The sequence below is a fragment of the Streptomyces sp. WI03-4A genome (assembly GCF_033792105.1).
In the GTDB taxonomy this organism is placed as follows: domain Bacteria; phylum Actinomycetota; class Actinomycetes; order Streptomycetales; family Streptomycetaceae; genus Streptomyces; species Streptomyces collinus_A.
The window spans coordinates 1-13,013 of the sequence record NZ_JARAUO010000031.1 but is presented as its reverse complement, the minus strand read 5'-3'; the positions used below and the strand labels follow the sequence as shown (position 1 = coordinate 13,013).

Here is a 13,013-nt window from a genome sequence, read left to right as displayed (position 1 = left end):
GAAGGGTGAGGCACGCATGCGATCGGCCACTCTCACAGCGGAACAGCGGGAACTGCTCGACCGGCTGATCGCGCGTCAGGCTTCGGCCGCCTCGACGGGGCGCATCGCCCGGTACGAGGGCGACCGCCGCGCGATGCCGCTGTCGCCCGCCCAGCAGCGCATCTGGTTCTTCAGCCGGCTCGACCCCGAGGCCGTGTTCTACAACGTGGCCGGCGCGGCCCGGCTGCGCGGCCGGCTCGACCGGGAGCTGCTGCACCGCTGCCTGGGCGAGATCGTCGAGCGGCACGAGGTGCTGCGCACCACCTACCACCAGGTGGACGGCGTGCCCGTGCAGTCCGCCGACCCGTTCACGGGCCTGGACCTGCCGCTGGTGGACCTGACCGGGCTGCCCGCGGGCGACCGGGAGGCCCGGGCCCGCGAGCTGTGCGCCGAGGAGATCAACCGGCCCTTCGACCTGGAACGCGACCTGATGCTCCGGCCGGTGCTGCTGCGCCTCGCCGAGGACGAGCACCTGCTGCTGATGTGCCAGCACCACATCGCCACCGACGGCTGGGCGATGAACGTCCTGATCCGCGAGCTGGGCGAGCGCTACGCGGCCCGGATCCAGGGCCGGGAGCCGGAGCTGCCGGAACTGACCGTGCAGTACGGCGACTTCGCGGCCTGGCAGCGGGACTGGCTGGCCCGTCCCGAGGTCGAGCGCCAGCTCGACTACTGGCGGGACAAGCTCGCCGACACCCGGCTCGTGGACATCGCGACCGGCCTGCCCCGGTCCGCCGAACTCACCTGGCGGGGCGGCACGATCCGCTACGAGCTCCCGGCGGAGGTCTTCGGGCGGCTGACCCGGCTCGCCGAGGCCGAGCGCGCCACCCCCTTCATGGCGCTGTACGCGGCGCAGTCGGTGGTGCTCTCCCGCTGGAGCGGCCAGGACGACATCGTCATCGGCACGGCCGTGGCCGGCCGCCGGCGCGCCGAGCTGGAGCACCTCACCGGCTGCTTCGTCAACGAGCTGGCCCTGCGCATGGACCTCTCGGGCACCCCGACCTTCCGTGAACTGCTCCGCCGGTCACGGGAGGTGTGCCTGGGCGCCTACGAGCACCAGGACGTGCCGTTCGAGCGGATCGTGGAGGTCATCACGCCGGAACGGGACAACCGGGCCCGGGTTCCGCTGGTGCGCCACCAGATGGGCTACGACAACTCGCCGCGCTGGAGCGTGGAGCTGCCCGACGTCAGCTTCTCCATCGAGCCGCTCAGCACCGACACCGCCCGGTTCGACCTGGAGGTCGACCTGGAACCGGCGGAGGACGGCGGGGTGCGCGGCACGGTGTACTTCTCCACCGACGTCTTCACCGAGGCCATCGTGCGCCGCATGCTGGACTCGCTGACCACGCTGCTCACCGCCGTGGCCGAGGACCCGGACACGCCGGTGCGGAGCCTGCCCGTCACCGGGGAGGCGGAGCGGGACCGGCTGCGGCAGCCGGCCGTGGCGGCGGCCGGGGACCCGGCCCGCACGGTGACCGGGCCGACCGGGGAGCCGGTCCGCACGGTGACCGGGCTGATCGCGGCGCGGGTCCGCGAACAGGGCACCGGCCCCGCGGTCCGGCAGGGCGACACGGCCCTGTCCTTCGCCGACCTGGACGCCCGGGCCGACCGGCTGTCCTGGCACCTCGCCGAGCTGGGCGTCACGCCCGGGCAGCCGGTGGCGGTCTGCCTGCCGGCCTCGCCGCGGCTGCTGGTCGCGCTGCTCGGCGTGCTCAAGGCCGGGGGCGCCGCCGTGCCGCTGGACCCGCGGACCTCCGTGGGCGACCTCAACGACATCCTGCTGGACTGCTCGACGGCCGTGGTGATCACCGACGGCGCCGGACCCGACGGCCTCGACCCGATGGTGCAGGCCGTCGACATCGGCGCGGACCACGCGGCGCGGCCCGCCGGCCGGCCCGTCGCCGAACCGGCCCCGGAGCAGGACGCGTTCGTCTGCTACCTGCCGCCCTCGGACGGTCTGCCGCGCGGCACGGTCCACTCCCACGCCGGCGTCGCCCACCGGCTCTCCCACGCCGCCGCCCACCTGGACGGGCTCGGCGCCGAGGAGCGGGCCCGGGGCGTGCTGTCCCTGTCCGCCGGCTTCGACCTGTCCCCCTGGGACCTGCTGTGGCCGGTGGCGGCCGGGGTGCCGCTGGTCCTGCCGGCCGGCGCCGAGGCGCCCGCGGCGGACGCCGAGGCGGACGCCGCGGTGCTGCTCGGCCCGCCGACCGCGCTGGACGCGTTCCTGGACCGGGCACCCCGGCAGCCGCGGCCGCGCCGCGTGGTGTGCGCGAACGAGCGCCCGTGGCCGGCGCTGATCGCCCGGCTGCGCGGGTCGGCCCCGGACTGCGCCGTGGACCTGCGCTCCGGACCGGCCCACTTGGCGCTCGACGTCGTCGTCCAGCCGGTCGCCGACGCCCCCGCGCCCGGGACCCTCTCGGCGCTCGGCCGCCCGCTGCCCGGCCCGCGGCTGCGCGTGCTGGACGCCGCCGGGCTGCCGCTGCCCGGCTCGGTGCCGGGCGAACTCTGCGTCGGCGGGGTGCCGTCGCCCAAGGGCGTCCTCGGCCGGCCGCAGGAGATCCGCCGTCTGCTGGTGGCCGACCCGCTCGCGGACGGCGAGCCCCTGCTGCGCACCGGGCTGCGCGCCCGGCTGCTGCCCGACGGCACCGTCGAGCCGCTCGGCGCGGACGTCCGCATCCGCACCCACCAGGTCGAGCCGACGGACGTGGAGACGGTGCTGCACGGCTGCGCCGACGTCGAGCGCGCCGTGGTCCAGCTCCGCACCGAGGGCGACGGGCAGCCCGAACTGCTCGCCCACGTCTCGCTGCGCCCCCAGGACACCGGCGGCCAGGACCGGCTGCGCGCCCTGTTCGAGGAGACCTACTCCGGCCGGTCCGCCGAGGACGACCCGGTGCTGAACGTCACCGGCTGGAACAGCCCGCACACCGGCGAGTACCTGACCGGCGCCGAGATGCGCGAGTGGGCCGACACCACCTTCCGGCGTGTCCTGGCCCTGAACCCGTCCCGGGTGCTGGAGATCGGCTGCCGCACCGGCGCCCTGCTGTTCCGGCTCGCCCCGCGCTGCGCCGGCTACACCGGCACGGACCTGTCCGGGCACGCTCTCGGGCACATCCGCGACCACCAGGACTGGCTGGCCAGCAAGGCCGACGACGTCACCCTGCTGGAGCGGGCCGCCGACGACTTCGACGGGCTGCCCGAGGGCGGGTTCGACACCGTGGTGCTGAACTCGGTCACCCAGTACTTCCCCGGCACCGACTACCTGGAGCGGGTGCTGTCCGGCGCCCTGCGGGTGCTCCGCCCGGGCGGCCACGTCTACCTCGGCGCCGTGCGCAGCCTGCCCCTGCTCGACGCGCTGCACCTGCCCGGCCGGCTGGAGGCCCTGGAGCCGGAGAACGGGGCGGCCGCGGTGCGCGGCGCCCTGGGCAACCGGGCCGGCCAGGAGGAGGAACTGCTGCTGGACCCGCGCTGGTTCACGGCGCTGGCCGGGCGGCTCGACGGGCTCGCCGAGGTGTACGTGCTGCCCCGCTACGGCAGGCACCGCAACGAGCTGAGCGCGTACCGGTACGACGTGGTGCTGCGCGCCGGCGTCCCGGCCGCCGAGACCCGGCCCGAAGCGGAGCTGGACTGGCAGACGGACGGCCTGACCCCGGAGGCGCTGGCCGCGCACCTCGGCGCACACGCCCCGGTACGGCTGCTCGTGCGGTCGGTGCCCGACGCCCGGGTGCACGGGCGGCTCGCCGCGCTGTCCCTGCTGGCCGCGGGGCAGGCGTCCACGGTGGCCGACGTGTCGGCGGCGCTCGCGCCGCGCCCGGCCGGACCGGGCGGCCCGCTCGACCCGGCCGCCCTGGCCGCCGCGGCCGAACGCGCGGGCTACGTCCCGCTGGTCCGCTACGGCGCCGACGGCCCCGGCACCGTGGACGTCCTGCTGGTGCGCCGGACCGGGGACGCGGACGGGACCGAGGTCGGCCCCGCGCTGCCCGAGGGCTTCGGCGACCGCCCCGCCGACACCTGCCAGGAGCCCGGCCGACCGGCGAACGACCCGCTCTCGGTCACCCGTGGCCGCCGCGTCGTCTCCGGCCTGAAGCAGCGGCTGCTGGACCGGCTGCCGTTCCCCGCCGTCCCGGCCCACCTGCTCGTCGTGGCGGGCTTCCCCAGCGACCGCTCGGGCGCCGCCGACCCCGGCGCGCTGCCCGGTCCCGACCTGGCGGCGGCCGCGAGCGAGGCGCACCGCGCGCCGAGCACCCCGACCGAGACCGCGCTGGCCGGCATCTGGTCGGCCGCCCTGGGCGTGGACCGGGTCGGCGTCCACGACGACTTCTTCGCGCTCGGCGGACACTCCCTGCTCGGCTCGGAGGTCATGGACCGCGTCCGGCAGGAGTTCTCCGTCGACGCCCCGCTCGGCCTGCTCTTCGAGACGCCCACCATCGCCGCCGTCGCCACCTACGTGGACCAGCAGCGGGCCAAGCCGCGCATCGAGACGCCGGCGATCCGGCGCGTCGACCGCTCCACCCTGCGTCGCCGGCCCGCGACGGCCGCGGCCGGCCCCGCCCCCTCCAAGGAGAACCAGTGATCTCACTGACCGACCCGCAGCCCCTGGCCCCGCCCGCGCCCCCGCACGGCACGGCCGCGGGAGCGCCCGCCGCGGCACTGGCGGCGCTCGTCGCGGTCACCCACCGCCGCACCCTCCAGGAGACGGTGCGCGTCGCCTACCGGGACGCCGGCACCGAGGGCGTGCTCACCTTCGAGGTGGCGGACGACCCCACCCTGTCGGAGCTGACCGCGCGGGCCGCCGCGGCGCTCGGCGCGCTCACGGACGAGACGGAGGACGAGAACCCCGGGGCCGCCGTGGACGCGCGGTTGCTGTGGGACACCGCCCCCGACGGGCCCGTGCCCGGGCTCACCGTCACCGCGGGCCCCGGCGCCCTGGTCACGGTCACCGGGGCCGGTCCGCTGACCCCGCCCGAGGCCGAGCGGCTGGAGGACCAGCTCCGCTGCGCCCTCACGGTCGTACGGCCCGGTGTCCCGCTGTCGGTGCTGCCGCTGGCCTCGGCGTCCGCGCTGGAGGAGGCCGCCGCGCTGGCCGGCGACGGGCACGCGCCGGTGGCCGCCCGCCCGGTGCACGTCCTGGTCCAGGAGCAGGCGGCGCGCACCCCGGACGCCGTGGCGGTGAGCTGCGCCGGCCGTTCGCTGACCTACGCGGAGCTGGTCCGGGAGGCCGACTCGCTCGCGGCGCGGCTGCGGACGGCGGGCGCCGGCCCCGAGCGGGTCGTGGCGGTCCTCGCCGAACGCTCCGTCGAGCTGGTCGTCGGCCTGCTGGCGGTACTGAAGACCGGCGGCGCCTACGCCGCCTTCGAGCCGGACCTGCCCGCGCAGCGTCTCGCGGCCCAACTGAAGGGCACCGGCGCGCGGATCGCGCTGGCACAGGAGCAGTACGCCGACCGGCTGCCCGCCTCCGTACGGGTGCTCGGCCTGGACGGCCCGGCCACCGCCGACGAGGAGGCCGCCCCGGTGTGCGCCGGCGTGCCGGCCTCGGCGCCCGCCTACGTCAGCTTCACCTCGGGGTCCACGGGCGAGCCGAAGGGCGTGTACGTACCGCACGCCGCGGTCTCCCGGCTCGTCGTACGCCCCGACTGGGCCGAGTTCCGTCCCGAGGACGTGTTCCTGCAGCTCGCGCCCGTCGCCTTCGACGCCTCCACGCTGGAGATCTGGGCCCCGTTGGTCAACGGCGGCCGGCTGGCCGTGCATCCGGCGGGCCCGCTGTCCACCGAGGCGCTGGCCGCGACCCTGGCCGGCGAGAAGGTCACGGTCGCCTGGATGACGGCCGGGCTGTTCCACCAGATGGTCAACCAGCAGCTGGAGGCCTTCGCCGGACTGCGGCACGTGCTGGCCGGCGGGGACGTGGTCTCCGCGAGCCATGTCCGCCGGCTGCTGACGGCTCACCCGCACCTGCTGTTCACCAACGGCTACGGGCCCACCGAGAACACCACCTTCACCGCCTGCTGGACCTCCGGCGAGCCGCCGGCCGGCAACGCGGTCCCGCTCGGCCGGCCCATCAGCGGCACCCGGGCGCTGGTCCTCGACCGGGACCAGCAGCCGGTCCCGGCAGGGGTCCCGGGCGAGCTGTACGCGGGCGGCGAGGGCCTGGCCCTGGGCTATCTGGGCCGTCCCGGCGCCACCGCCGAGCGTTTCGTGCCCGACCCGCTGACCGCCGAGCCCGGCGCCCGGCTCTACCGCACAGGTGACCTGGTGCGGCGGCTGCCGGACGGAACCCTGGAGTTCCTCGGCCGGGCCGACCGGCAGATCAAGGTGCAGGGCTACCGGGTCGAGCCCGGCGAGATCGAGGCGGTGCTCGCCGCCCACGAGGACGTGCGCCAGGCCGTCGTGATGCCGCAGAGCGACGGCGCGGGCGGCAAGCGGCTGCTGGCCTACGTCACCGCGCGGGACGCCGGGGCCGAGGAGCCGGCCGCGCTGGGCCGGCGGCTGCGCGAGTGGCTGCGCGGCGAACTGCCCGGCTACATGGTGCCCTGGGCGGTGCTCATCCTGTCCGAGCTGCCGCTGACCCGCAACGGCAAGGTGGACCGGGCCGCGCTGCCCGCCGCGCGGCGCGCCGCCCGGTCGCTGGCCACCGAGTACACGGCCCCGCGCACCGCGACGGAGGCGGCCGTCGCCGAGGAGTGGGCCGATCTGCTGGGCGTCGAACCCGTCGGCGTCGACGACGACTTCTTCGAGCTGGGCGGCCACTCCCTGATCGCCGCCGACCTGCTCGCCCGCCTGCAGGAGCGCTTCGGCGTGGAACTGTCCGCCCGCTCGCTCTACCTGCGGCCCACGGTCGCCGAACTCGCCGAGGAACTCGCCGACCAGGCCGCCGCACCCTCCGCCACGCCCACCCCCTGACCCGACCCGGGAGTTCATCCGATGAGGCTCACCAAGCCGGTGCATCCGGACGACATCGATCTGGACGCCGTCGACCTGACCGACTCGCTGCTCTACGCGCAAGGCGACCCGCACTCCGTCTGGAACGCCATGCGGCACCGCGACCCGGTGCGCTGGCAGCAGGTGGACGACACACTCGGCTTCTGGTCCGTGACCAGGTTCGAGGACGCCGACCTGGTGCTGCGCGACCACACCCTGTTCACCTCGCAGCGCGGCACCATGCTCTTCCTGCTCGGCAAGGACGACCCGGCGCGCGGCCGGCAGATGGCCGCGACCGACCCGCCCCGGCACACCCGGATGCGGGTACCGATGCAGCGCGCCCTGACCAACAAGCAGGTGGAGAAGTACCGCGACGCGGTCACCACCGAGGTGCACCGGCTGCTGACCCCGGCGCTGGAGGGCGAGCCCTTCGACTTCGCCGAGGCCATGATGTCCCTGCCGATGGCGACCGCCGGCACCATGATGGGCCTGCCCCGCGAGGACTGGCCCCGGCTGACCCGGCTGACGACGATGTCCATCGCCCCGGAGGACCCGGAGTTCGCCGGACCCGGCGGGGTCGAGGAGACGCTGCAGGCCGCCCACCGCGAGCTGTTCGCCTACTTCCACGACATCCTGCGCGAGCGCCGCGGCAACCTGGGCGAGGACCTCATCAGCCTGCTGCTGGAGATGGACATCGACGGGCGGCGGCTGGAGACCGGCGCGGTCCTGTCCAACTGCTACAGCCTGATCCTCGGCGCCAACGTCACCACCCCGTTCGTGCCGACCGGCGCGATGGCGGAGCTGATCGGCACCCCCGCGCTGGACGAGTGGCGCTCGGACCCGAAGCTGCTGAACACCGGCGTCGACGAGGCGCTGCGCTGGTCGTCGCCCGCGAACCACTTCATGCGGTACGCGCTGCAGGACGTCGAGCTGCACGGCCGGAGGATCAGGGCCGGCGACGCGGTCGTGGTGTGGCTGGGCTCGGCCAACCGTGACGTCGCGTCCTTCGACGACCCGTTCACCTTCGACATCCGCCGCAAGCCCAACCGGCACATGGCGTTCGGCAGCGGCGCGCACTACTGCGTGGGGCACACCGTGGCCCGGATGAGCCTGAAGATCCTGTTCACCGAGCTGTTCGAGAGCTTCGACTCCTTCGAGCTCGCCGGTCAGATCGAGCACCTGCACTCGAACTTCGTGGCCGGCATCAAGCACATGCCGATGGTCGCCAGGGTCCGTGACTCGGCGGCCGCGCGCTATGCGGAGCTGGTCGCGTGAGCGCCTCCCGCTGGTTCCTGCGCGAGCCCTCCGCCGAGGCCGCCGCCCGCCTGTTCTGCCTGCCGTACTCGGGCTGCGGGGCGAGCATGTACCGCAAGTGGCCCCGGTTCGTGGGCGACACCGAGATCGTGCCCGTGCAGCTGCCCGGCCGGGAGAACCGCTTCCGGGAGCCCTCGTACACGACGTACGAGGAACTCGCGGACGACCTGGTCGAGGTGCTGCGGCCGTACCTGGACCGGCCGTTCGGCCTCTTCGGGCACTGCGGGTCCGCGCTGCCGGGCTACGAGACCGCCGTCCGGCTCAAGGAGCGCGGGTACCCCGCGCCCGCCCGGCTGTTCGTCTCCTCGCAGATCGCCCCGCACAAGGGCCCGCACGGCCGCTTCCTGCGGATGACCGACGAGGAGCTGGCCGACGAGGTGCGCACCCTGATCGTGGAGCTGGGCGGCACGCCCCGCCCGGACCTGGTCGAGCTGAGCCTGGAGATCCTGCGCGCCGACGTCGAGACCAACAAGCGCTACCACCCGGCCGAGCCGGTGCGCCTGGACTGCCCGATCACCGCGCTGGGCTGGGACGAGGACGTGGAGGTCGACCACCGGCTGATGGACACCTGGGCCGAGTGCGGCGACACCACCTTCCGGGTGCTGCACGGGCCGCACTACCGGTTCATGGAGGCGCCCGACGACCTGCTCGACGCCTTCGTCGCCGACATGGCCGGATGAGCGGCCCCCCGGCCGGCTCCCCCGCAACGAGGAAACGAGGAGACATGCAGCGACTGGAGAACCGGGTGGCCGTGGTCACCGGCGCGGGCAGCGGCATCGGTCTGGCCTCCGTGCGCCGGCTGGCCGCGGAGGGCGCCCGGGTGGTCGCCGTCGACATCGACGAGGCCGCCGGCGGCGCGGCCGCCAAGGAGGTCGACGGCCTCTTCGTCCGCGCCGACGTGGCGGTGGAGGACGACGTGCGCGCCCTGTACGAGGAGGTGCACGACCGGTACGGCTCGGTGGACGTCGCCTTCCACAACGCCGGCATCTCGCCGCCCGAGGACGACTCCATCCTGGAGACCGGCCTGGAGGCGTGGAAGCGCGTCCAGGAGGTCAACCTGACCTCCGTCTACCTGTGCTGCAAGCACGTCCTGCCGTACATGCGCCGCCAGGGCAGGGGCTCGATCATCAACACGGCGTCGTTCGTGGCCCGGATGGGCGCGGCCACCTCCCAGATCTCGTACACCGCGTCCAAGGGCGGTGTCCTGGCCCTGACCCGCGAACTGGGCGTCCAGTTCGCGCGGGAGGGCATCCGGGTCAACGCCCTGTCCCCGGGGCCGGTCAACACCCCGCTGCTGCGCGAGCTGTTCGCCAAGGACCCGGAGCGGGCCGCCCGCCGGCTCGTGCACATCCCGGTGGGCCGGTTCGCCGAGCCCGAGGAGATCGCGGCGGCGGTGGCCTTCCTGGCGAGCGACGACTCCTCGTTCATGACCGCCTCCGAGTTCCTCGTGGACGGCGGCCTGTCCTCCGCCTACGTCACCCCCAGCTGAAAGGCACGACCGGCATGTCACCGGAGCGCACCGACACCCCCGTCTCCTTCGACGAACGCACCACGCTGAACACCTTCCTCGACTACACGCGGGCCACCGTGGCCGCCAAGTGCGAGGGGCTGTCCGACGAGGACGCCCGGCGGGCGCCCCTGCCGGGCTCCCCGCTGATGACCGTCGCCGGGCTGGTGAGCCACGTCCGGTGGGTCGAGTACTGGTGGCTGCGGGTGGTGTTCCTCGGCGAGGAGGACCGGCACCCCGCCACCGAGGACGACCCGGACCGCGAGATGCGGATCGCGCTCGACGTACCGCTGCGTCAGCTCCTCGACGAGTACGAGGAGCAGAGCCGGGCCCTGCGGGAGCGGTTCGCGGACGTCGGTCTGGACGACACGGCGGTGCGGCCGATGCGCGACGGCCGCCACGCGCCGCTGCGCTGGGTGCTGCTGCACCTGGTCGAGGAGATCGCACGGCACAACGGACACATCGACGTACTCCGCGAGCTGGCGGACGGCGTCACCGGTATCTGAGTGGCCGTCGAGCCCGCGGAGCGCCGTCCAGGAGAAGAGCTTATGACCCAGACCGTGCAGGGCCCGGTCGCGGCCGGGCGGCCGGGGCCGCGGACACCCACCGGCGCTCCCCCGCCCCGCCCCGACGCCCGCGCGCACCGGTTCCGGCGCCGTCTGGAACGGCTGCTCGGCGTGCCCATGACGCAGGACAACGCGCTGGTGCCGCTGCGCAACGGCGACGAGATCTTCACCGCGATGCTCGCGGCGATCAGGTCGGCCGAGCACAGCGTGGACCTGATGACGTTCGTGTACTGGCGGGGGCCGGTCGCCCGCGCCTTCGCCGTCGAGCTGGCCCGGCGGGCCCGGGCCGGGGTGCGGGTACGGCTGCTGCTGGACGGCTTCGGCAGCCGGCTCATCGAACGTGACCTGCTGTCGCTGATGGAGGCGGCCGGGGTGCGGATCGGCTGGTTCCGCAGACCGCTGTCGCTGTCCCCGCTCAAGCAGAACCACCGCTGCCACCGCAAGGTGCTCGTGGTGGACGAGACGGTCGCCTTCACGGGCGGGGTCGGGATCGGCGAGGAGTGGTGCGGCGACGCCCGCTCCGCCGCCGAGTGGCGCGACACGCACGTGAGCGTGCGCGGCCCCGCCGTCGACGGACTCGCCGCGGCCTTCGCCCAGAACTGGGCGGAGTGCCGCGGCGAACTCGTCGCCGCGGGCGACCGGTTCCCCGAGCAGCCGCCCAGCGGGACGGCGGCGGTGCAGGTGGTACGCGGCTCCGCCGGCTACGGCTGGCAGGACATGCAGACCCTGTTCCGGCTGGTGCTGGAGTCGGCCGAGGAACGGGTCCGGCTGACCACGGCCTACTTCTCGCCGCACCCGTCCTTCGCCGAGCTGCTGGGCGCGACGGCCCGGCGCGGCGTCGAGGTGGACCTGCTGGTGCCCGGCCCGCACACCGACAAGCCCGTCTGCCGGTCGGCCGGCCGGCTGCTGTACGGCGATCTGCTCGCCGCCGGGGTGCGGGTCTGGGAGTACCGGCCGACGATGATGCACGCCAAGGTCGTCACCGTGGACCGCGTGCTGAGCCTGGTGGGGTCGAGCAACCTCAACCGGCGCTCGCTGGAGCACGACGAGGAGGTGATGCTGGCCGTGCTCGACGAGGAGTTCACCGCGACGCTGGACAGGCACTTCGAGCGGGACCGGGCGTCCAGCGAGGCCGTGGACGAGGAGGAGTGGCGGCGGCGGCCGCTCGCGCAGCGGTTGCGGGAGGCGTCGGTGCTCCCCATCCGCCGCTTCCTGTGAGGCCGGGTGACGCCGGAGGGCGACGGGCGACGGTGGACGACGGCCGGTGACGGCAGAGGGGCGGCACATCGGTGATGTGCCGCCCCTCTGCCGTCTCGGGCCGCCTCCGGGCTCAGCCGAGGGCCGGGTGCTCCGGATGCGCGGCCATCTCACGGATCAGCTCGGTGTAGGTGTCGGCCAGCCGGGCGATCCGCTCCGGGGAGAACCGGTCCAGGGCGTAGGTGACCAGGACGCGTGCGTGCCGGTCGTCGTGGCGCAGCCGCAGGCTCAGCGGCCGGGAGACGTACGGGTCCGCCGGCATCTCCTGCTCCAGCGTCAGGCCGGCGAACCGGACCGGTGCCTCCAGGTCGCGTTCCGCCGTGAACTGCACGTGGAAGAGCCGGTCGAGCAGTCCGGGCACCGGCAGGTGGTCCTCCAGCAGGTGGGCCGGCAGGTCGTGGTGGGCGAAGTCCCGCGCGCTGCGCTCGTGCACCTGGGCGATCAGTTCGCCGAAGGCGGGGTTGCCGGACAGGTCGGTGCGGGCGACGACGTCGTTGGAGAAGTCGGCGATGAGGTCGCGCACTTCGGTGCCGTCGCGGTAGGAGACCGGCACCCGGACACTGATGTCCCGCTGTCCCGACTCCCTGGCCAGCAGCGTCTGGAAGGCGACGAGGCCGAGGGTGTGGAAGGTCGTCCGGGCCCGCCTGGCCAGCTCCCGCAGGGCGTCGAAGACGTCGGCGGGCAGCTCCTTCTCCAGGAAGCCGCCGAGCGGCGAGCCCGGCTCGCTCTCCGGCCGGCGGTCGGTGGGCAGGACGGCCGGCTCGGCACCGTCGAGGCGTTCTCGCCAGTACCGGGCCACCTCGGCGCCCCGCGGCCCGGTCATGCGGGCGCGGTGCTGGGCCGCGTGGTCGCCGTAGCGCACCGGCAGTCCGGGCAGGGCGGCCGGGGTGCCGGTGGTGCGGGCCAGGTAGCAGGCGCTCAGGTCGCGGACCAGGACCTCGACCGACCGGCCGTCGCCGATGATGTGGTGCATGAGCAGGAAGGCGAGGTGGTCGTCGTCCGCCAGGCGCAGCAGGTGCAGCCGGGCGAGCGGTCCCTCGGCCAGGTCGACGGGACGGTCCACCTGTTCCCGGGTGAAGCGGTCGTAGTCCGCGTGGTCCAGTGCGGTGACGGTGACCGGCAGCCGCAGGGCGGGGGCGATCACCAGGTCCAGCCGGTCGCCGGTCCGGTGCAGGGTGCCGCGGAGCTGGTCGTGGCGGTCCACCACGTCCTGCCAGGCCGCGTCCAGCGCCGGCACGTCCAGCGGGCCGCGCAGCCGGAGTGCGCCGAGGAGCAGGGGCGGGGTGGACCCGAACCCGCCGCGCAGCGACTCCCACATGCCCTCCTGGGCCAGCGAGGCCCGGAACCGCGTCTCACCGGAAGCCGCGGCCGGTCCGGCCGGCGCGGGCGGCGTGGGCGGCGCGGGCGCGGGCGGGCGG

The 13,013-nt window shown here is 74.9% G+C and carries 8 protein-coding genes; 7 read left to right on the top strand and 1 reads right to left on the bottom strand.

The genetic code is table 11. The annotated features are described in order from the left end of the window. Positions 1-16 precede the first annotated feature (16 nt). The 7 genes from PV343_RS26905 to PV343_RS26875 are packed head-to-tail and all read left to right on the top strand — an operon-like array spanning position 17 to position 11,556. A complete protein-coding gene (locus PV343_RS26905) occupies positions 17-4,609 on the top strand; it encodes a condensation domain-containing protein (protein ID WP_319149558.1) in 4,593 nt (1,530 codons plus the stop codon). Next, positions 4,606-6,933 carry a non-ribosomal peptide synthetase gene (locus PV343_RS26900; RefSeq protein ID WP_319149557.1) on the top strand — a complete coding sequence of 776 codons (2,328 nt, stop codon included), beginning with the start codon at positions 4,606-4,608 and terminating at the stop codon, positions 6,931-6,933. Before PV343_RS26905 ends, PV343_RS26900 begins: the two co-directional genes overlap by 4 nt. A gap of 21 nt (positions 6,934-6,954) precedes the next feature. Beyond that, positions 6,955-8,226, top strand: coding sequence for a cytochrome P450 (locus PV343_RS26895; protein ID WP_319149556.1), 1,272 nt, complete (start codon positions 6,955-6,957; stop codon positions 8,224-8,226). After that, on the top strand, positions 8,223-8,945 hold the full coding sequence (locus PV343_RS26890; RefSeq protein ID WP_319149555.1) for a thioesterase II family protein: 723 nt from the start codon (positions 8,223-8,225) through the stop codon (positions 8,943-8,945). The genes PV343_RS26895 and PV343_RS26890 overlap by 4 nt, the downstream gene beginning before the upstream one ends. A 44-nt stretch (positions 8,946-8,989) precedes the next feature. Next, on the top strand, positions 8,990-9,754 hold the full coding sequence (locus PV343_RS26885; RefSeq protein WP_319149553.1) for a 3-oxoacyl-ACP reductase: 765 nt from the start codon (positions 8,990-8,992) through the stop codon (positions 9,752-9,754). Between the two features lie 14 nt (positions 9,755-9,768). Continuing rightward, positions 9,769-10,278, top strand: a complete 510-nt coding sequence (locus tag PV343_RS26880) for a DinB family protein (protein WP_319149552.1) — start codon at positions 9,769-9,771, stop codon at positions 10,276-10,278. Between the two features lie 42 nt (positions 10,279-10,320). After that, the gene (locus PV343_RS26875) at positions 10,321-11,556 is read left to right on the top strand and encodes a phospholipase D-like domain-containing protein (RefSeq protein WP_319149551.1); all 1,236 of its coding nucleotides are present in this window, start codon (positions 10,321-10,323) and stop codon (positions 11,554-11,556) included. Positions 11,557-11,668: 112 nt separating this feature from the next. Here PV343_RS26875 and PV343_RS26870 read toward each other — a convergent pair. Further along, positions 11,669-13,013 (bottom strand): condensation domain-containing protein (locus tag PV343_RS26870; protein ID WP_319149550.1); only part of this gene is annotated, 1,345 nt, incomplete at its 5' end.